Source organism: Streptomyces minutiscleroticus, from assembly GCF_014650875.1.
GTDB classification, from domain to species: domain Bacteria; phylum Actinomycetota; class Actinomycetes; order Streptomycetales; family Streptomycetaceae; genus Streptomyces; species Streptomyces minutiscleroticus.
The window spans coordinates 16610-35581 of the sequence record NZ_BMVU01000008.1 but is presented as its reverse complement, the minus strand read 5'-3'; the positions used below and the strand labels follow the sequence as shown (position 1 = coordinate 35581).

Genomic DNA, 18972 nt, shown 5'->3' with positions numbered 1-18972 from the left:
CTCCGCCTTCCTGTCCGGACGCCGCCGTGACACGACGGTGACAGTCCGGGCACCAACCGTCGCAGGGGGACATGGGTCCAACTCATCGGGTGCGCGGGGAACCTACCGCCCACTCGACCGACAACCATGCGATCGAAGGACCGAGGGGTCCTTCCCAGGGGGAAAACACCATGAAGCGCATCCGTCAGGCCGCCGCCGTCACCGCCCTGGCCGCCGCCGCGGTGGCCGGTGGCGCCGCCTTCGCGGCACCCGCCTCCGCCGCTGCGCAGGGCGCGTACGCCGCCGAGTACAACGGAGCCTGCGGTTCCGGCTACAGCGTCGTCCACGGCCGCGACATCGGCGACCTCGGCACCGTCTACCTCACCTGGAACGAGCGGATCGGCGAGAACTGCGCCGTGACCGTACGGGCCCGGAAGGGCGCGGCCGTGTACATGCAGGCGAAGGTGTACCAGACCAACCACACCCAGGTCAGCTCCTCGGACTCCGGCGCCTACACCACCTACGCGGGCCCGGTCCACATCCCGGCCCGCGGCGAGTGCGTCACCGTCCGCGGCCAGATCGCCGACACGTACACGAGCTTCTCGGGCTTCTGCGGCTGACCCCGTCCCCGGCACACGGACGGTCCGCCACCCGCGCCGGGAACACGGCCACGCCCATGGACAACGGGGCCGGACAGGGACATCCCTGTCCGGCCCCTGTCATACAGGTCGCCGGAAGACTCCCACCTGTCGCGGTGGCCTGTGTGACCGGGCCCCCGCGCCTCGGATTCCGGCAGGTCCGCGCGGCTTGCACCGTCCCCGGTGCCCAGGGCGCTGCGCCCCCGGCCGGAGTGCGACCCGGCCGGTCACGGCGATTGCACGGAAACGCACCTGCGTCCCGCGGTGGACCTGGCCTTCGGCTGTCCGTCGACCAGGCTGCCGGCTACCTGTACGCCGTCGGCGGCCTCGGCCCGTCACGGTCAGGTCCCCTGCTTCGGTGGTGCGCCGTTCACGGGGGACGCCCGCAGGCGTGTGAGGGCCCGGGTCCGTGATCCTGGCACCGGCGGCGGCCTTGGCCTCGCCGTGCGCTGCGGTGATCTCTTCCCACCGGCCCTGGCGCCAGGCTTCGCAGTCGGTGGGGATCCGCGGTGCAGTCGTGGATGCTCCCCTGCCACTCCGCCGCTCTGCGGGGTCGCAACGGCAGCGGTGCGCGGGCATGGCTGCCCAGTCCGGCGAAGCGCATGGCGCTGCGCAGGCTGCGGTCGCGTATGAGGCGGGTGCTTCGGTGCTGGGGCCGCCCGGCAGGCGCTCCGGGCGGCCGGGGTCAGGCGCGGCGGGCGGCCCAGACGGTGCGCTCGGTGCGTACGGTGAGGTCGTCGCGGCGCAGAAGGCTGTTCGGGCTGTCGGTGTCCAGGAGTTCGTCGAGTGCGGCGAGGTCCTCGGGGCCGAGTGCAGGTGCGGCCACGCCGCGGATGCGCCGCAGACCGCCGTAGGCGTAGCGGCCGACCGTTTCGCTGCGCGCGCCCTCGATGCGGACGGTGATGGTGCGCTCGTCCTCGACGGTGAAGCCGGCGGCTGTCAGCATCGGGCCCCAGTCGGCGCCGCGGTGCGGAACGTGCTCGGCGTGGAAGCCGTCGGCCGCGGCATGGGCGCGCTCCTCGAGGCCGGGCCGGCTCTCGGGAGCGTCGGCGGGCAGGAAGCGGGGGAAGCCCGCGAGCTCGACGACGGCGAACAGGCCCCCGGGCGCGAGCAGTTCGCGAACGCTCGTCAGGGCGCGGTCGGGGTCGGCCATGTGGTGCATCGAGGCCGAGGCCCACACCAGGTCCGGCGTGCCGAGGTCGGGCCAGTCGTCGGTGTCGAGGTCGGCCTGCACGGTCCGGACGCGCCTCTCGACACCGCGGGCGCACGCCTTCTCGCGCAGGAGCTGGAGGTACCCGGCCGAGGTGTCGACGGCGGTGACGTGCGCGTCGGGGAAACGCTCGAGGAGCGCGAAGGTTCCCGCACCGGTGCCGCAGCCCAGGTCCACGATCTGGCGCGGCTCGCTCTCCAGCGGCAGCCAGGCGATGATGGACGCCATGTGCTCGCCGAGCACCTCGGCGTCCAGATCGAGGATCTCCGCCTGACCACGATCGACGTGTTCGTGGTGGCCGCCATGGGCGTGGCCGGAGTGGTGCCCGCCTTCGCCGTGGTGGGAGGTGTGCTGATTCGTCGGGGTCATGGCATCACCGTAAACGCGCCATGCGCCTGCCGCACGGCTGCTTGCGGAATACGCAAGAAGGTGGCTCGGCGTGTTGCCCACCACGCAATACCGTCCCGCGCCGAGGGGCTCCGGCAGGGCGGCGGCCCCTTACTCGCAGGGCTCCTGGGCGCCCCCGCGGTCGGCTTCGGAACCGTTGCCACCGGCGTCCTTCTGGTGGCCGCGGCGGGCGTCACGGTCGAAGATGCCCATGATCTCGCACGGCCCGCCCTCGGCGCCGATGGCGTGCGGCATCATGGTGGGGAACTCCGCGGCTTGATTGGTCTCGATGCGATAGCGCCGGTGACCGAGCATGAGGACGGCGGTGCCGGACAGCACGACGAGCCATTCGCGGCCGGGGTGGGCACGCATGCGGGCCGGGTTGTCGGGCGGCGGGGCGGTCATCCGCTGACGCATCACGCTCATACCGGGGTCGCCCTTCACGGGCCAGCGCATCAGGCCGTGCGCACCATCGATCATCGGGCTGATCACGATGTCGTCGGCGGCGTTCTCCACGAGCTGGTCCAAGGTGGTGTCCAGGGCGCGGGCGAGGGTGACCAGCTGATCCAGAGCGAGGCGGCGCCGACCGTTCTCGATACGGCTCAGTGAGGACTGGCTGAGGTTGGCCCGGGTGGCCAACTCCTCCAGCGACCACCCCTGCGCGACGCGCAGAGCGCGGATCCGTTTGCGTACGAGGCTGTCCAGCTGCCCATCTTCTTGCGTCATGGGCAACATGGTATGCCCCTGATGCAACACGGACTCGACGTCGCAGCCAGCCGGTCCAGCACGGGGAGCCGCGTACGACGCAAGGGCGCGACATGGCTGCGCAGACCTCCCCCTACGAGAGCGACGCACTGTCCACCGGGACCGTCGATGCCGTGGTGATCGGCGGCGGCGCCGCGGACCTGAACGGCGCGCTGATACCGGCCCGCTCGCGCCGCTCGGCCGTCGTGATCGACAGTGGCACCCCGCGCAACGCCCCCACCGCCGTGCACGGCCTCATCGTCCTGGACGGGCTGAAGCCGCCGACGGAGGACCTGCCCGACGACATGGGCCGCCGCCTCGCCTCCGCGATGGCCACAACCCCCGAGATCCGGGGCGTGCGGGCGGCCGGCAACGCCACCGCCCTCCCGACCCGGACCGGTGCCTCCACGGCGGCCGGAGCCCTGACCGGCGCGCACGTCAACGCCGTGCCGGCCGCCGCGGACACCGACGCCGCGCTCGCCGCGGCACAGAGGACCACCGGCTGACACGTAAGCCCCGCTGCCCAAGCACCGCGCGCCGACCGTCCGGCGGTCCGCGCGGTGAGCACGTCCCCGCCTCACCACCTTGGCGACCGGCCGTGCCCCGGCGCTGATCCTGCATGCCCTCTTCGGAAGGAAACCATGAGTACGAACCAGCCTCCTCACATGGCGGCCGCGCCGATCGGCGGCGGGGGTGCGCCGGACGCGCGTCAACTGCGCGCGATCCTGATCACCGTCTCGTCAGGGGTGTCGAGCGTCAAGGCGTAATCACGGTCCATGATCGCTACTGGGCTTCGGAACCCCGTGTCGTGGGGGCGTGCGGTGCGGCCTGCTTGTCCCGGTACGGGGCCAGGAAGGCGGTCAGCGCCGACAGCATCGCCTCCGGGGCCTCCTCGGCGGGGTAGTGGCCGCACCCGGGGAGGACAAGGCTCTCCACATGGTCCGCGGCCGGCTTCATCGTCGCGCCGACCGATGCGCCCAGGTTCTCCGCTCCCCCGATGGCCAGGACGGGGAGGGACAGCCGTCGGCTCCTGCGCCGCTGGTTCTGCGCGATGGTCGTGTCGAGTGCGCGGTAGAACGCGAAGCTGGAGCGCAGGGCCTCCGGATCGGCGGCGAGGGTGTCGACGTAGTGCTGGACGGCGTAGTCGGGCAGTGCCTTCGCGGACTTCGTGGCGAACTGGTGGCCGAAGTAGAGATGTTCCCGTCCGCGGACCAACTGCTCGTTGACGTCGGTGAGGCGGTTGAAGGCGAAGTGCCAGAGGCGGTCGTTGGCTTCCCGGCTGCCGAGAAGGGGTGGTGTGGGGGAAAGCCCCGGGATCGTGGCCTCGGCGACGGCCAGGCGGTCGAGCCGGTCAGGGTGGTCCGCGGCCAGGGCGTAGCCGGTCCACATCCCGATGTCGTGCCCGACCATGGCGAATCGCCGGTGCCCGAGCGAGTCCATCAGCGCCACCATGTCGCGTGCGAGCGTGCCGGTGTCGTACCCGTCCAGGGGTTTGTCGGAGAGCCCGACACCACGCGGATCGGCCGCGACGACGTGGAAGTCCCGGGCCAGCGCGGGCATCAGGAGGCGCCAGGCGTACCACGTCTGGGGCCAGCCTGCCAGCAGCAGCAGTGCGGGGCCTTCGCCGCCTGTGACGGCGTGCAGGCGCAGGTCGCCGGTGGTGACGTACCGGCTGGTGAAGGTGTCGGTGAACCGGGCCGGCAGGTTCGGCGCCCGGGAGACGGAACCGGGGCCCTCGGGCGCGGGGAGGTCGGTCGGCGACAGACTCATGATCATTCCTTTGGTGCGGGGCTGATGCGGTTTCACGGGGTGGGCGGGAAAGGGGCGGAGTCACACGGTGGTGGCGGCTCAGGCAGTGGCGCCGGTGGGGCGGCTCAGTGCGCCGGCGAGGGTCGTCGCCACGACGGTGACGGCGAGGATCAGGGTTGCGACGTCCTGGTTGACGGTCTGGTCGAGGAGTCCGAGGGCCAGCGTGGGCACGATCGTGCCGGTGTAGGCGAACAGGAAGTAGGTGGAGAGCAGGTCCGCTCTGCGCTGCGGATCGGCGAGCCGTTGGGTGACCCCGATGCCGCGGCGGAAGGCCAGGCCGATGCCGGCACCCGCCAGAAGCGTTCCGGCGGCGAACAGAGGCAGTGACCGCGTCCACAGGCCGGTCTCGAACACCGCGACGCCCGCGGCGAGGAACGCCGGTGCCGGCCGGCGCCCGGAGACCCACCGTTCCGGGGCGGCCACCTGTGCGACCAGGGCGACGAGGAACAGCAGCCCGACCTGTGCGCCGACGGCCGCGACGGTGTGGACGTGCAGCTGTTCGCGAAGGAAGGCAGGCACCAGTGAGGAGAACAGTCCGCTGACCGCGAACGCGGCGAGGACAGCTGTGGCGGCCCGCAGGAACTCGGTCCGCGCCGTCCGTCGGCCGGGAAGGACCGGGCGGCGCACGGACAGCGCAGGGCGCTGTCGGGGTACGACGGTCTCCGGGGTGACGAGGACGGCCAGGAACGCCGGGACCAGGCCGGCGAGGTAGCACCAGAACACCAGGTGCGTGGGGTCCGCCCCGTACTGTGCGAACAGGCCGGCGGCAAGGGTGCCCAGCCCCGGTCCGCCCGTGTTCGCCACCGCGGAGACGGTCGACGCCCGCCGGGTGTGCTCTGCTCCGGCGAGCTCACCCAGCGCGGCGGTCGCCGTGGCGGTGAAGACGCCTGTGCTCAGGCCGCACAGGAACCGTGCCGCCAGCAGGGTTTCGACATCGTGGGCGACGAGGAACAGCGCTGTGCTCGTCGCCGCGGCCAGGAGAGCGGCGCTCAGGAGAGGGCGGCGGCCCGCGCGGTCGGAGAGCGAGGCGAACACCATCAGCGCGAGCACGGTCCCCAGGGCGTAGACGGCGAAGACCAATGTCGTGGTGAAGGGCCCGAAGCCCATCTGCGGCGCCCAGAACGCATACAGCGGAATCGGCAGCGTACCGCCCAGCATGACCAGGGTGTACACCGCGGCGGTGAGCCAGAACCCGACGCGTGCCCGGCGCCCGCCCACGGGCGTGACAGCCGGTGCGCGGACGTCTGACGCGGCGTTGTCGATCATCGTGCGGCCTTTCGCGTGCTGGAACCACCGCCGTCACGCTAACCATCTTGGATCGATCGGTCAAAGATGATTCGACCGATCGATCCAAGATGCGGGTAGGCTCACGGCTGGAACGTGAAAGCAGGAGGTGCACGCCATGCCCGGCAGGAAGCAGTTCGATGTCGGTGCCGCCCTGGACCGGGCCATGCGAGTGTTCTGGCAGCGCGGGTACGCGGACGCCTCCCTCGAGGCCCTGTGTTCCGCCACCGGTCTCGGCCGCGGCTCCCTCTACGGTGCCTTCGGCGGCAAGGACGCGCTGTTCCTCCAGTGCCTCGACCGCTACGCGTCGCTCTACGGCGCACAGTACGAGCAAGCCCTCGCGGCGCACCCCGGTGACCCGGTGCGCGCGGTCGAGGCGTTCTTCGACGTCGTCCTGGGCCGTATCGCCGACCCGTCGGTCCCCGCGGGGTGCCTCATCGCCCAGTCCGCCGCGCAGTCCCCGACACTGAAGCAGGAGAACGGCCTGCGGGTGCGTGGCCTGCTCGACGTGCAGCGGCAACGGGTACGCGCGGCACTGGCGGACTCCTCGGCCGACACCCGGACACTCGACGAACTCGCCACGTATGTCGTCGCCGTCAACCAGTCACTGGCCGTACTGAGCCGTGCCGGCGCTTCGGACGCCGAACTGCGGTCCGTGGCCCGGCTCGCATGCACAACGGTGGCGGACACCCTCGCCCGGGCGGCGTCCCAGGACTCCGTCCAAGGCTGACGGGCACCGGCTCCGCCCGGATCCGGGCGGCGGTCCACTCGGTGGAACGCCGGTGCGCGGTCGGCCCCGAGGGACCGAAGGCCGGCGGCAGCCGCCGCCAGGTGCAGCCCGTCGTGGCCACGGGAATGATCGCGGTCAGCACCTCGCGCTCCCCGCACCGGCGTCGATCGCCGGCCTGTGGCCACGATGGAGCAGGTGGGACCACCCGCTGGAACAGCTCCCACGACTCCCGTGCCTCAGGTCGGGGTCGCGGCCGGCTCTCAGGGCCAGGTCCGGGGCGCGGGCCCAGGCGGGTGCGTGGCGGCCGTAGCCGCGGGCGCGGTGGACGGTGACGCCGAGGTCGGTGCGGACGTCGCTGATGTGCTCGCCGCCGACGATGCGGCCCGGCAGGGCGGCGCGGGCGGCGGGCGGGAAGCAGACGTCGGCCACCTCGCGCCGGTAGGCCCGCCCGGTCCGAGGGGCGGCGCCGCAGGCGACAGTCCTCGCAGCGGCTGGCGCCGGTGGCGGGGATGCCGCGGTGGCGGCATCCCCGCGTCATGGCCGGGCTTCTTGCTGTCGGCGGCAGAGGCTGTTCGAGCAGGACGCCGTCCGTGACATCGAGGTCACCGAGGCGATCCAGGAGGTACAGCGGGCGCTGCTCACGCGCCGCCACCGACCTTTGTTTCTGGCTCTGTTGCGGGCCACGCTCCCGGGTGGAGCGGGGCCCGCGGCCGTTCAGCGGCGTGTCCGGCGTATCTGGCTGACGATCGTCGGATCGGTGATCTCGGTGTCCTTGGCGAGCATCAACGCCTTGCTGAGCACGAGGGCCAGGGTGCGGTCGCCCTCGAAGGGCAGATAGCCGGTCTGCGCGGCGGTCTCCGCGGACGACTTGGGGACGATGCAGAGGTATTCGTCGTTCGGCGTCATCAAGATGTTGCCCGAACCGAGATGGATCTTGTACGTCCGTAGTTCGCCCTCGACGTGCAGGAACCGGCCCTCGATCGTGCACCGCCCGGCGATCGCGAGCCGCGGCACCAGGCGTGCGAGGAGGGCGCGGCGGGTCTCGGCGCTCTGGTTCAGCTCGCCGAAGCCGTACGACGTCCAGTACTCGCGGAACCGGCCGCCGGGCCCGCCGTCCTGCCACGTCGGATCGTTGCCGATGCTGGCCACGCCGACGAACAGGTCCACGTCCCGCAGGACTTCGGAGAGGACGAGCGGCGGGATCTCGGTGAGCGGGAGCGGCTCGACCGGCTCCGCGCCGTCGCGCAGCGGCATGCGGTACCCGCCGCCGTAGCAGTGCGCCGAGTTCCGCGGTGCGCCGATCGGGTAGAAGCGCACCTGGTCGGTACGGAGCCGCAGGTAGCTGCCCGACTCGGTGGTGTCGACGCCGTACTCCTCGCCCTCGCCCTCGATCCAGTACTCGGCGCGCAGGCCCCACTGCGGGAGTTCACGGGTGGCGGGTGGTGCCTCGTCGTCGACGCAGAGCCGCAGCTTGTTGCGCCAGCCGCGGACCGCGGCGAGGGAGTGGAACTGGTGCTGGCGGACGATGTGCGCCGCGAACCGGTTCGAGTACGTGCCCGTCGCCCGCTCGGCGTCGGTGAGCAGGTACACCTCGCGGTGGGCCTGCTTGAAAGGCTGGGTGACCGCGTGCCGCTCCAGCCAGTCCCTCCAGGCGACCACCTCGGCGGGCTCGCGGCCGACGGGGTGCCAGAGGGCGACCTCCGTGCCGTGCTCGACCGGGTCGTCGGTGAGGGTGCGCAGGGCGCCGTCGGCAAAGCCGACCGGGGTGCCGTCGACCGTCCACAGCAGACGGCGGGCGAGGCTGCCGACGAGGGGGTGGTCGAGGTAGCGCTCGCGCCAGGCTGTGTAGGACCACGTGCGGCGGGCGAGGAACTGCCGGTCCAGACGCTCGGCCTGGGCGCCGAGCATCTTGTCGATGTCCTTGACGGCGGCCTTGAGCTCCTTCAGCTCCTCGGGGTGGTCGCGCCGGACCGCGGCGGGGACGGACCTGACCTCTTTGCCGGTGGCGGAGCGCCAGCGCAGGACTGCTTTGGCGCCCTGGATCTCCAGCAGGGCGGTGAAGTCGCCGAGCTGTGTCGCGCAGCGGCCGACCTCGGTCAGCCCGTAGGCGGGAACGGCCAGTTCCTCGATCTCCTCCCGGCCGAGGCCGAGGGCTTCCGCGCGGGTGTCCAGGGCGGTGTCGAGCAGCTTGAGAGTGCCCTTGTAGGTGACGCGGGTGGCGAGCCGGGCCAGCTCGGCGAGTGCCGCCTGGCTGTCGATGCGGGCGAGGGCCGTGACTGCGGCGTTGGCGACCTTGGGATTCACGGGCCCCAGGCCGGGGACCTTCTTCAGTGAGGTCTCGACGAGCGTGCCGAGAGCGCGGGCCGTGTCCGGGTGGGCGGGCAGCAGGGCGAGGATCCAGGTGAGGCCGCGCAGGGCGTTGGCGTTGTACGGGTCGAAGGCGAGGTTCACGTCGGGACCGGGCCCCACGGTGGTGAACGCGAAGGTGCGGGGGCGACCGACGAGCGGGAGCCAGCCGAGCACCGCCGCGCGCACGGCGTCGGTGCCGAGGGGTTCGATGAGGGCGAGCGCGGCCTTGTCCCACTTGGCGGTGGGCTTGGCCGACGTCGCGGTCGTGGCGTGGACGAGCAGGGCCCGCCAAGGCTCCTCGGCGGCCTCCTTCAGGGCCTGCTCGGCCCACGCCTCTCCCACGTTCAGCACGGGTTCCGTCAGCTTCTTGGCCAAGGCCGCCATCTCCGGCCGGCGGTACGCCTCCAGGGCACACCGGCGCAGGAACGCCACGACGGGTGCCGACAGCGGTCGGCCGGCGGCCAGTTCGTGCTCAGCGACCAACTGCACGTCACCGTCCCACCAGATGGAAACCTCCGTGCCGAGCTTCTCCAGCTCGGCGGCCCGCTCGGCCGCGAGCGGATCACCGGGCAGGTCCGCACCCACGACCTGCAGCAGCCGCAACACCTTCACCTGCGGGCGCTCAGCGGAGCTGAACTCGGCGTACAGCCGCCTCAACTCCCCCGCGACGACCGCCCGCATCGCGGGGTCGAGGCTCTCCAGCACCTCGACCATCTGGACCCACACATCCCCCCTGAGGACCGTCCGGGCCGTCACCACGCACAGCGCCTCGTGGGCGAGCGGACCGGCCTCGCGCGCGGCCGCATGGCCCTGCATCTTGCCCAGCTTGCTCAGCATGTCCACTGTCAGCCACCCACCAGCGGCACAAGCTTCAGGAAGGTGACCTCGACGCCGAGCGGCAGCTCTGTCTCCTCGTCGAGGTCCGTGACCTGCCGGTCCCCGACAAGCACCAGGAACCCGTTCCCCTCGAACGCGGCCAGCGCGCGCTCCGCCTGGACCTCAGGATCGATGCGGCGCGGGGTGCGCAGCGCGTACCCGTTCAGCACGCGCTCCGCATCCTGCGGCTGGACAAGGCCCTGGAAGATGTGCGGCTCCGTGCGCGCGTTGAACTCCGCAACCTCCTGGAAGACCCGCCGCCGGATCAGCTCCCGTACCGTGAGCCGCTCCTCGGCGATCTCGAGTCCGAAGGCCGCGCCCCTGTCCCCTGATGTCGTCTCGTCGACGAACGTCACCGCTCCCATGCCGAGGAAGCTACAAGACACCACTGACAACGGCCCCTGACAGTGGCGCACGGCAGGTCTGTCCGACAAGGAAGCCGAAGCCCATGCCTCATGCCGGACGAAGCCCGGCCCGCCTCTGCCCGAGGGCAGACGCGTCGCCACCACCCGTGAGCGGTGGCGGCAGGTCCACGACCTCCTCGACCAGGGCGTCGGCCCGCTCGCCTGCGCCCGCCGTCTCGGCGTGCCGCTGCATACGGTCAGGCGCCATGCCCTCCGCAGCGAGCCGGACCGCATGGTCCGCGCCCCCGTCCGCCGGGCCTGCGCAGCCGCTCGATCCGTTCGACGACATCGGGTGGGATCTGGGTCGGTGAGGATCGCGGGACGCTCGGGCGGTCCCGCGGCCCGAGTCCGCCGCGCGTGTCGTACCGGTTCCCCCTTGGACAGGCAGGCGCAGAAGGCACCGGTCCCGGCGGCGACGTGCGCGATCGAACGGGTGCGGCGGCGCTCCACGAGTCGTCGGCGTCCGGCGATGCGCAAGGGGGCGTTCGCGGGGGTCACCGGGGCACCTCGGCGCTCCGGCCGGCCGTGATGGCGGTGAGCAGGGGGAACGCGATGAGCAGCGCGACCGCGACGAGGAGTCCGCCGGCCCAGAGCGGCCCGAGGGTTCCGGCTCGGGTGCCGAGGGCGGCCGCGGCGACGACGGGGCCGACGGCGGCGCCCACGTTGAGCGCCGCGGTCGCATACGAGCCGGCCATGGTGGGGGCTCGGTCGGCCTCGTAGAGGACCCGCGTGATCAGCGTGCCGCCCAGCGCGAACGACAGTGCGCCCTGCACGAACACGAGGATGAACAGGGCGACCGGCTCGTAGGCCAGCATCGCCAGGGCGGGCCAGCCGAGGAGCAGCAGCGGACCGCCGACCGCGATGACCGGACCGGGGCGCCGGTCGGACAGCCGGCCGGCGACGGTGACGCCCACGAAGGAACCGGCACCGAAGAGCACCAGAGCGACGGAGATCCACAACTCGCCCAGCCCGGCGGTGTCGGTCACCACAGGGGCGAGGAAGGTGAGGCTTGCGAAGGTCGCCGCGTTCACCAGCGCGCCGAGCAGCATCACCAGGAGCAACCGCGGCCGGGCGAGCTGGGCGAGCTCCGCTCGCAACGCCGGCCTGCCGGTCGCCTCATCCTCATCACGTCCTTTTGGGACTGCCTTCAGGATGCCGAGAGCGGCAGGCAGGCAGAGAGCGGCGACAGCCCAGAAGGTGGCCCGCCAGCCGAGCACCGTGCCGAGCACCGAGCCGCCGGGGACACCGGCGATCGTGGCCACCGTCGTGCCGGACAGCAGCACGGCCAGCGCACGCCCCTTCCTGTCGGGTCCAACCAGCGTGGCCGCAGCCGTCAGAGCGACGGCGAGGAACCCGGCGTTCGCGAGCGCGGCGACGACCCGGGTGGCGAACAGGACGGGGAAGCCGGTGGTGAGGGCGCCCACGGCATGAGCCGCCGCGAACACGAGGACGAACCCGAGCAGGCTGGAGCGCCTGGGCCAGGTGCGGGCGAGCGCGGCCACCAGGGGGGCACCGCCGATCATGCCGACCGCGAAGGCCGAGGTGAGCGTGCCGGCTGTCCCGACGGTGACGTGGAGGTCCGAGGCGATGTCCGGCAGGAGGCCGGCGAGCATGAATTCCGAGGTGCCCATGGCGAAGACCGCCAGGGCAAGCAGGTACAGCGGAAGAGGCATCGAGTGGCTCCGAGGTGAGGAGAGGCACGAGAAGGTCATCTCGTCACCGCGGCCGGCCCCCGAGGGCACACTCGCCCGGCCGCAGAACGCGGCGCGACGACTGGGCTACGAGCTCAGCGGTTCAGGGGGCCGACGGCGTGACCGAAAGCCCCCACCCTGTCTGACTCAGGACTCGACATGGCCCGCACGCTACCCGACCGGTGCCCGTCGAAGCATCCTGGTTTCACTGACACCGGCCTGTGCCGCCGGCGTCGTGTCCCGCAGCACCTAGGCGGAAGTCCCGCCGACCGCCATCGGCTCGTCGACCGGGCATGGTGCTTGACGCTGGTGATCGGCGTGTGCTGGAGGCGCGGGTACGGGCTGGTACCACACCGCAGCGCGATGCCCGCCGCGCTCACATGGTCCTGCTCGCGGCCGGTGGCTGCCCGGCTTGGCGGATAGCGGAGATCGTCCGGGGGGATGTCTCGACGGTGGTGCGATGGCGTGACCGGTTCGTCCGGGAGGCGATGGCCGGACTGAAGGACCGGCTCCGATCGGGCCGGCCGCCGGTCCACGGACCGCAGGTGAGGCTGCGGGTCGTGGCGGCGGCCACCCGCACGCCGCCGCACCCCTATGACGGCTGGCCGCATCGGCTGATCGCCGGTCATCTGCCGGACACGGGCATCTCCGCCTCCCGGGTCGGACGCATCCTGGCCGAGCTGCAGCTCAAGCCGTACCGGGTCCGGGGCCGGCTGACCCGGCCCGTCGACCCGCAGTTCTTCGCCAGGGCGGCCGAGGTACGCGCCGTCCACCGCGACTGTCCGCCGGGCTCAACGGTGCTGTCAGTGAGCGAGAAGACCGCGATGGCCGCCCGCTCGCGCGAGCAGCCCGGCCGTCCGCCGGGCCCGTGGCGGGTGCGGCGGCGGGAGGTCGAGTACATCCGTCACGGCACCGTCTCGGTCACCGTCGCGCTGGACGTGCACACCGGTCAGGTGGTCATGGAGGAGCTGGAGCGCACCGGCCCTGCGCACTTCATCCGGTTCCTGGCCCGGCTCCAGCGGTGCATTCCAACCGGGCTGACGATCCATCTGATCCTGGGCAACGGCTCCTCGTGCACTTCCGAGGTCACCCGGGCCTGGCTGGAGCGGCATCCGTGGATCGTGCCGCACTACACCCCCAAGCACGCCTCCTGGCTGAACCAGGTGGAGGTCTTCTTCTCTCTGCCGGCCCGCGCCGTCCTGCGGCACGGCGACTTCTCCTCTCGCACCGACCTGCTCGAGAAGGTCAGCGACTTCGCCATCGTCCACGACGAGACGGTTTGTCCGTTCCGTTGGAACTACGACGGTCAGCCTCGCCGGACCGGGGACGAGCTCAACGCCGCGCAGGAAGAGTGCCCTGCCCGCTGACTCCGTCCTGCAGATCAAGGTCACCCTGGCCGGCATTCACCCGCCGATCCGGCGGCGGCTGCAGGTCCCGGCCGACCTCGAACTCGCCCGTCCGCACCTGGCGGTCCAGACCGCGATGGGCTGGGAGAACTACCACGTGCACCTCTTCACCACGCCGGCCGGCGACTACGGGCTGTGCGACAGCGAACCCGGTCACCGCGACGAGCGGAAGGCCCCGCTGCATGCGGTCGCTCACACCGCCGGCGACACGATCGGCTACACCCATGACTTCGGCGACGACTGGGTCCACCACCTCGACGCCATACAAGCACCTCACCGCCCGAGAGCGATCGGCGGAACTTGTGCGGTGCAGCAACTACGGTACGGCGTATGAGCCAGACTCCCTTCGACCCCGTCGCGCACAACCGCCTCGCCTGGGACCGCGAGGTGGAGGAGGGCAACGAGTGGTCACGCCCGGTCGGCCCCGAGGTGATCGCGAAGGCGCGGGCCGGCCAGTGGTCCATCGTCCTGATCGGGTACGAGCCGGTCGACCCGGCCTGGTTCCCGCCGGAGATCGCCGGTCGCGACGTGCTCTGCCTCGCCTCCGGCGGCGGGCAGCAGGGTCCGGTGCTGGCCGCGGCAGGCGCGCGGGTGACCGTCTTCGACAACTCGCCCCGCCAGCTGGCGCAGGACGAGATGGTCGCGGCGCGGGAGGGGCTCGACCTACGCACCGTGCTCGGCGACGCGCGCGATCTGAGCCCGTTCCCGGACGCCTCGTTCGACCTTGTCGTCCATCCGGTCTCCAACCTGTTCATCCCGGAGCTGGCGCCGGTCTGGCACGAGTGCCACCGCGTGCTGCGCCCCGGCGGGACGCTGCTGTCCGGCTTCCTCAACCCGGACGTCTACCTCTTCGACGCCGAGTCCTTGAGGGCGCGCGGCGAGCTGGTGGTGCGCCACCGCCTGCCCTACAGCGACCTCACCCACCTGGAGCCCGCCGAGCGGGAACGGCTGTGGGGCCTCGACGCGCCGGTGGAGTACAGCCACACGCTCACCGAGCAGCTCGGCGGGCAGATCGCGGCGGGCTTCGCCATCGTCGGCTTCGCCGAGGCGCCGCACCACTCGGAGGCCACCGCCGGCTGGCTCCCTGGCTACTTCGCCACGAAAGCGGTCAAGGCCGGCGCCGGTCACTGACCCTCCACCGGCCGGACCAGGTCAGCAGTGAGGCCGGCGGGCGACTGGGTCAGGCGGGCAACGACCCCACTGAGACACGAAACTGGGAATGCCCTGGCCTCGGCAATCCCGCATCGATCACCGTGCTGACAACCGTGTCGCTTTGCTGCCCCGACGGCGCGGGTAGGCGCGGTTGTCGCGGCTGGAGTACGCCTTTCGCCGCGCACCCGGCCCGGGCGGCGGCGTGGGCGGCCGGATCCGCGGCGGCGGATGCGCAGCGACTCCGGCACCGGCAGGAGCATGGGACTGTCGCCCCGCCGGCCCGGCGAGGTGAGCCAGGTCAGTCGCCGGGGCGGTCAGGACGGCCGTCCGGGGCCAGTGGTGCCGCAGGGCGGCGAGTCATGCGGGCAGGGCCGGCGCCGGGAGGAGTGCTTCCGTGCAGCCCGCAGCAGGGACAGCCGGGTCAGCAGGTACGGCCGCAGCGCCTCCCGGTCCACCGGAGTCCAGCAGGGCGGCCGCCCTCCTGATGATCACGCGTTGCCCGTATCCACGGACGTCTCCGGCAAGGGGATACGCCGCAGGTTCGAGCAAAGCGCTGCCCGTCGTCCGCCCCGGTGATCGGAGCGGACGACGGGCTGCCGGCGTCGGATGCGGTCAGGAGTGCGAGCGGCAGTCCCCCGCCCTGCGTTGCGGCGCAGTCACAGCCTGACCGTCACGGCCAGTTCGCTGCCTTCAGCGACGGCAGGCTCCACCTCGGCGATCCGGCCGGCCGCGCGCAGATCACCCGCGGCCAGCGCCACCCGCTCCCAGACGGACGGAGAAGCGATGATCCTGGCCGAAGCCACCTCGGTACGCATGGAGACCTGCGCTTCGGACTTCGCCTTGCGCACCGCGGCGATCACCTCGGAGGCCACCTCGAGCACCGACCGGTCCGCCGCCCCAGCCTGCTCGCGCAGCTGGGCCGCGTCGGGCCAGGGCGCGCGGTGCACCGAGCCGTCCTGCCACCAGGACCACACCTCTTCGGTGGCGAAGGGCAGGAACGGCGCGAAGAGCCGCACCAGCACCGAGAGCGCCGTGCGCAGCGCCACCCGGGCCGAGTCCGCGCCTTCCGAGGAGTGCTCGCCGTAGGCGCGGACCTTGACCAGCTCCAGGTAGTCGTCGCAGAAGCGCCAGAAGAACTCCTCGGTCCGCGCCAGCGCCCGCGCGTAGTCGAGGTCCTCGAACGCCTCGGTGGCGTCCTGGACGGTGTCGGCGAGCTGGGCCAGCATCGCCCGGTCGAGCGGCTCGGCAACCGACCTCCCGTCCGAGCCGGGATCGCCGATACCCAGCACGAACTTACTGGCGTTGAGCAGTTTGATGGCCAGTCGGCGGCCGATGCGCATCTGCCCGGTGTCGAAGGCCGTGTCAGTGCCCGGCCGGGCACTGGCCGCCCAGTAGCGGACCGCGTCGGAGCCGTGCTGCACGAGCAGGTCGGCCGGGGTGACCACGTTGCCCTTGGACTTGGACATCTTCTTGCGGTCCGGGTCCAGGATCCAGCCGGAGATCGCCGCATGGCGCCATGGCAGCACGCCGTGCTCACTGTCCGCGCGCACCACGGTGGAGAACAGCCAGGTGCGGATGATCTCGTGTGCCTGGGGCCGCAGATCCATGGGGAAGACCCGCTGGAACAGGTCGTCGTCCCGTCCCCAGCCTCCGGCGATCTGCGGTGTGAGCGAGGAGGTGGCCCAGGTGTCCAGCACGTCCGTGTCGCCGGTGAAACCGCCCGGCACCCCGCGCTGTTCAGGAGCGTAGCCATCGGGGGTGTCGGTGCCGGGGTCGACCGGCAGCCGGTCCTCGGCGGGCACCAGTGGCCGGTCCCAGCGCGGGTTGCCGGTGTCGTCCAGCGCGTACCAGACCGGGATGGGCACGCCGAAGTACCGCTGCCGGCTCACCAGCCAGTCGCCGTTGAGCCCCCTCACCCAGCTGTCGTACCTCGTCTTCATGTGCGAGGGGTGCCAGAGCAGCTCCGCACCGCGCTCCAGAAGTCGGTCACGCAGCCGCTGGTCCCGGCCGCCGTTGCGCAGATACCACTGGCGGGTGGTGACGATCTCCAGGGGCTTGTCGCCCTTCTCGTAGAACTTCACGGCGTGGACGATCGGCCTGGGCTCGCCCAGCAGCTCACCGCGTTCCCGCAGCAGCGAGACGACCCGCTCCCGGGCCGTGTGCGGGGTGGCCCCCGCCAGCAGAGCGTAGGCGGAGCGGGCAGCGTCGCCGTCCAGGCCGGGCGGCGCATCGGGGAGGAACCGGCCGTCCCAGCCGATCACCGGCCGCGTGGCTAATTGCAGTTCGCGCCACCACACCACGTCGGTGGTGTCACCGAAGGTGCACACCATGGCCAGGCCCGTGCCCTTGTCCGGGTCGGCCAGACGGTGCGCCACCACCGGCACCTGGACGCCGAAGACAGGCGTGGCGGCGGTCTGCCCGAAGAGGTCCTGGTAGCGGGCGTCGTCCGGATGAGCGACCAGCGCCACACAGGCCGGCAGCAACTCCGGACGAGTGGTGGCGATCTCCAGTGCCCGCCCGTCGGGGCCGTGGAAGACCAGATGGTGGTACGCGCCGGGACGCTCCCGGTCCTCCAGCTCGGCCTGGGCGACAGCGGTGCGGAAGGAGACGTCCCACAGGGTGGGGGCCTCGGCGAGGTATGCCTCGCCCCGGGCGAGGTTGCGCAGGAAAGCCCGCTGAGCGGTGGCGCGGGCCGCCTCGTCGATGGTCTGGTAGGTCATCGACCAGTCCACCGAAAGGCCGAGCCTGCGCCACAGCTCTTCGAAGACCTGCTCGTCCTGCGCCGTCAGCCGCTCGCAGAGCTCGATGAAGTTGCGGCGGGAGATCGCGATCTGCTGCTTGCCGGGGCGCTCGGGCGGGGTGAATTGCGGGTCGTAGGGCAGAGAAGGGTCGCAGCGCACGCCGAAGTGGTTCTGCACCCGCCGCTCGGTGGGCAGGCCGTTGTCGTCCCATCCCATGGGGTAGAAGACGGCCTTGCCACGCATCCGCTGGTAGCGGGCGACGGCGTCGGTGTGGGTGTACGAGAAGACGTGGCCGACGTGCAGCGAACCACTGACCGTAGGCGGCGGAGTATCGATGGAGAAGACGTCCTGCCGCGTCCGGCTCCGGTCGAAGGCGTATACGCCGGTCTCGTCCCAACGCCGCGACCACTTCTCCTCCAGCCCGTCGAGGGAGGGCTTCTCGGGCACGTCGGAACGACGAGGCGTATACGTCATGCCACGACATGCTAGAGGACGGGCCGTCCCCCGGAGCACGCTATTTTTGCCCCGCAGCCGCGCTCATCGGGGCTGTCCGCACCCCCGGCAGTCCGCCGGCCGCCCCATGCGTGGGCCGGCCGTAGGTCACAGGCGCTGTCAGTGCACCCGTCTAGATTCATCGTGTGACCGAGCCTTCCCACCTTGCCGCGGTCCGGGAGTCGTACGACACCGTGGCCGACGACTACGTCAGCCTCGTCAAGAACCCGTCCGAGCTGGACCCCCTGTCCCGCTCGATGCTGACCGCCTTCGCCGAGCTGGTGCAGGCATCCGGCCGAGGACCGGTCGCGGACCTGGGCTGCGGACCCGGAAGAGTGACGGCGCACCTGGCCGGACTCGGGGTTTCCGCATTCGGCGTCGACGTGTCCCCGAAGATGATCGAACTGGCCCGCAGCACCTATCCGGACCTGAGCTTCTCCGTGGGCTCCATGACCGCGCTGGAGATCGGGGACGACACGCTCGGCGGCATCCTGGTCTGCTACTCCACCCACCACACCCCTCCGGAACTGCTGCCGGTCGTGTTCGCGGAGTTCCACCGCACCCTGGCACCCGGCGGACATCTCCTCCTCGGCCGTCCGGGGGGCGACCCGCTGTCACAGACCGGCTCGGTAAGGACGTCGGGCTGCCGGCCCGTTCGCCGGCACGGCGTGGTCCCGTGCCAAGAGTCTGCCCCAGGACGAGGTGGAGACGCTGACCGGCCGCCGGGGTGGCTGTTGCCCTCGGGTGGAGTCGGGCCGCATCCCGCTGACGGCGGAGTGCCTGCCTACCCTGTCGCGTGCCCCGCGGCTGCGCGAGGGCGAGTACACCTACATCCGCCTGCGGGTGTTCGGCACCGAGCCGCCTGTCTCGCTCACCCCTGACGCCGGCCGCTGCGTGCCGCCGGTGTGGCAGCGCGCCGTGGACGCTCGGCGCGCAGTGGCCTACGTCAACGACCCGTCCGTCGGCATCGTGATGCTCAGAAGGGTGTCCGCGGTCATGTCCCCCCTCAGCGGGCCTCGGAAGAACCTGCTGCGCATCAGGAGAGGATCCCGGCCGGCGACCGCGCCCTGCGGCTGCACC

The 18972-nt window shown here is 71.9% G+C and carries 16 protein-coding genes and 2 pseudogenes; 8 read left to right on the top strand and 10 right to left on the bottom strand.

From position 1 onward, the window contains the following. Positions 1–170 precede the first annotated feature (170 nt). The gene (locus IE271_RS11825) at positions 171–599 is read left to right on the top strand and encodes a spore-associated protein A (protein WP_190190210.1); all 429 of its coding nucleotides are present in this window, start codon (positions 171–173) and stop codon (positions 597–599) included. A 703-nt stretch (positions 600–1302) separates the two neighbouring features. On the opposite strand, the gene IE271_RS11820 is transcribed toward IE271_RS11825, so the two are convergent. Further along, positions 1303–2196, bottom strand: coding sequence for a class I SAM-dependent methyltransferase (locus tag IE271_RS11820; protein ID WP_190190209.1), 894 nt, complete (start codon positions 2194–2196; stop codon positions 1303–1305). Positions 2197–2325: 129 nt separating this feature from the next. Further along, entirely contained in the window at positions 2326–2940 is a 615-nt protein-coding gene (locus IE271_RS11815) for a helix-turn-helix domain-containing protein (RefSeq protein ID WP_190190208.1), read from the bottom strand. A 92-nt stretch (positions 2941–3032) separates the two neighbouring features. Between IE271_RS11815 and IE271_RS41895 the strand changes: the two are divergent. Continuing rightward, positions 3033–3254 (top strand): annotated as a pseudogene (locus IE271_RS41895) (NAD(P)/FAD-dependent oxidoreductase); the annotation flags it as partial. 345 nt (positions 3255–3599) lie between these two features. Beyond that, positions 3600–3725 (top strand): hypothetical protein, encoded by a 126-nt coding sequence (locus IE271_RS43285; RefSeq protein ID WP_268256186.1) that lies wholly within the window; start codon positions 3600–3602, stop codon positions 3723–3725. A 16-nt stretch (positions 3726–3741) separates the two neighbouring features. Here the strand turns inward: IE271_RS43285 and IE271_RS11805 are convergent, their stop codons facing one another. Continuing rightward, on the bottom strand, positions 3742–4728 hold the full coding sequence (locus tag IE271_RS11805; protein WP_190190206.1) for an alpha/beta fold hydrolase: 987 nt from the start codon (positions 4726–4728) through the stop codon (positions 3742–3744). A gap of 78 nt (positions 4729–4806) precedes the next feature. After that, positions 4807–6033, bottom strand: coding sequence for an MFS transporter (locus IE271_RS11800; RefSeq protein WP_190190205.1), 1227 nt, complete (start codon positions 6031–6033; stop codon positions 4807–4809). Between the two features lie 136 nt (positions 6034–6169). Between IE271_RS11800 and IE271_RS11795 the strand changes: the two genes are divergently transcribed. After that, positions 6170–6781, top strand: coding sequence for a TetR/AcrR family transcriptional regulator (locus IE271_RS11795; RefSeq protein WP_190190204.1), 612 nt, complete (start codon positions 6170–6172; stop codon positions 6779–6781). Positions 6782–6791: 10 nt separating this feature from the next. Here the strand turns inward: IE271_RS11795 and IE271_RS41890 are convergent. The 5 genes and pseudogenes from IE271_RS41890 to IE271_RS11775 form a co-directional block, all read right to left on the bottom strand. Then, a pseudogene (locus IE271_RS41890) lies at positions 6792–6998 on the bottom strand (transposase); the annotation flags it as partial. After that, positions 6917–7210 (bottom strand): hypothetical protein, encoded by a 294-nt coding sequence (locus tag IE271_RS11790; protein WP_190190203.1) that lies wholly within the window; start codon positions 7208–7210, stop codon positions 6917–6919. The gene IE271_RS11790 and the pseudogene IE271_RS41890, both read right to left, overlap by 82 nt. 285 nt (positions 7211–7495) lie before the next feature. Then, positions 7496–9967, bottom strand: coding sequence for a DUF4132 domain-containing protein (locus tag IE271_RS11785; RefSeq protein WP_373308751.1), 2472 nt, complete (start codon positions 9965–9967; stop codon positions 7496–7498). A gap of 8 nt (positions 9968–9975) precedes the next feature. Next, entirely contained in the window at positions 9976–10371 is a 396-nt protein-coding gene (locus tag IE271_RS11780) for a hypothetical protein (RefSeq protein WP_190190201.1), read from the bottom strand. A 533-nt stretch (positions 10372–10904) separates the two neighbouring features. Further along, a complete protein-coding gene (locus tag IE271_RS11775) occupies positions 10905–12083 on the bottom strand; it encodes a Cmx/CmrA family chloramphenicol efflux MFS transporter (RefSeq protein ID WP_190190200.1) in 1179 nt (392 codons plus the stop codon). Positions 12084–12394: 311 nt separating this feature from the next. Here IE271_RS11775 and IE271_RS11770 point away from each other — a divergent pair, with 311 nt between their 5' ends. From IE271_RS11770 to IE271_RS11760, 3 genes are read left to right on the top strand one after another with little or no spacing between them, the layout of a single operon-like run. Beyond that, entirely contained in the window at positions 12395–13468 is a 1074-nt protein-coding gene (locus tag IE271_RS11770) for an IS630 family transposase (RefSeq protein WP_190190199.1), read from the top strand. Beyond that, complete coding sequence (locus IE271_RS11765) at positions 13458–13841, top strand: plasmid pRiA4b ORF-3 family protein (RefSeq protein WP_190190320.1); 384 nt, start codon at positions 13458–13460, stop codon at positions 13839–13841. The genes IE271_RS11770 and IE271_RS11765 overlap by 11 nt, the downstream gene beginning before the upstream one ends. Beyond that, positions 13838–14638, top strand: coding sequence for a class I SAM-dependent methyltransferase (locus IE271_RS11760; protein ID WP_190190198.1), 801 nt, complete (start codon positions 13838–13840; stop codon positions 14636–14638). The genes IE271_RS11765 and IE271_RS11760 overlap by 4 nt, the downstream gene beginning before the upstream one ends. A gap of 677 nt (positions 14639–15315) precedes the next feature. Here IE271_RS11760 and valS read toward each other — a convergent pair. Continuing rightward, positions 15316–17874 (bottom strand): valine--tRNA ligase, encoded by a 2559-nt coding sequence (gene valS / locus IE271_RS11755; protein WP_190190197.1) that lies wholly within the window; start codon positions 17872–17874, stop codon positions 15316–15318. A gap of 164 nt (positions 17875–18038) precedes the next feature. Between valS and IE271_RS41885 the strand changes: the two genes are divergently transcribed. Continuing rightward, the gene (locus tag IE271_RS41885) at positions 18039–18773 is read left to right on the top strand and encodes a class I SAM-dependent methyltransferase (protein ID WP_229919271.1); all 735 of its coding nucleotides are present in this window, start codon (positions 18039–18041) and stop codon (positions 18771–18773) included. Positions 18774–18972: the final 199 nt, after the last annotated feature.

Excerpts from the sequence above, each read along its gene's own strand:
- IE271_RS11780 (WP_190190201.1), bottom strand. The coding sequence starts at position 10,371 with ATGGGAGCGGTGACGTTCGTCGACGAGACGACATCAGGGGACAGGGGC.
- IE271_RS11785 (WP_373308751.1), bottom strand. The coding sequence starts at position 9,967 with ATGCTGAGCAAGCTGGGCAAGATGCAGGGCCATGCGGCCGCGCGCGAG.
- IE271_RS11760 (WP_190190198.1), top strand. The coding sequence starts at position 13,838 with ATGAGCCAGACTCCCTTCGACCCCGTCGCGCACAACCGCCTCGCCTGG.
- IE271_RS11775 (WP_190190200.1), bottom strand. The coding sequence starts at position 12,083 with ATGCCTCTTCCGCTGTACCTGCTTGCCCTGGCGGTCTTCGCCATGGGC.
- IE271_RS11825 (WP_190190210.1), top strand. The coding sequence starts at position 171 with ATGAAGCGCATCCGTCAGGCCGCCGCCGTCACCGCCCTGGCCGCCGCC.
- IE271_RS11795 (WP_190190204.1), top strand. The coding sequence starts at position 6,170 with ATGCCCGGCAGGAAGCAGTTCGATGTCGGTGCCGCCCTGGACCGGGCC.
- IE271_RS11800 (WP_190190205.1), bottom strand. The coding sequence starts at position 6,033 with ATGATCGACAACGCCGCGTCAGACGTCCGCGCACCGGCTGTCACGCCC.
- valS (WP_190190197.1), bottom strand. The coding sequence starts at position 17,874 with ATGACGTATACGCCTCGTCGTTCCGACGTGCCCGAGAAGCCCTCCCTC.
- IE271_RS43285 (WP_268256186.1), top strand. The coding sequence starts at position 3,600 with ATGAGTACGAACCAGCCTCCTCACATGGCGGCCGCGCCGATCGGCGGC.
- IE271_RS11805 (WP_190190206.1), bottom strand. The coding sequence starts at position 4,728 with ATGAGTCTGTCGCCGACCGACCTCCCCGCGCCCGAGGGCCCCGGTTCC.
- IE271_RS11815 (WP_190190208.1), bottom strand. The coding sequence starts at position 2,940 with ATGACGCAAGAAGATGGGCAGCTGGACAGCCTCGTACGCAAACGGATC.
- IE271_RS11820 (WP_190190209.1), bottom strand. The coding sequence starts at position 2,196 with ATGACCCCGACGAATCAGCACACCTCCCACCACGGCGAAGGCGGGCAC.
- IE271_RS11770 (WP_190190199.1), top strand. The coding sequence starts at position 12,395 with ATGGTGCTTGACGCTGGTGATCGGCGTGTGCTGGAGGCGCGGGTACGG.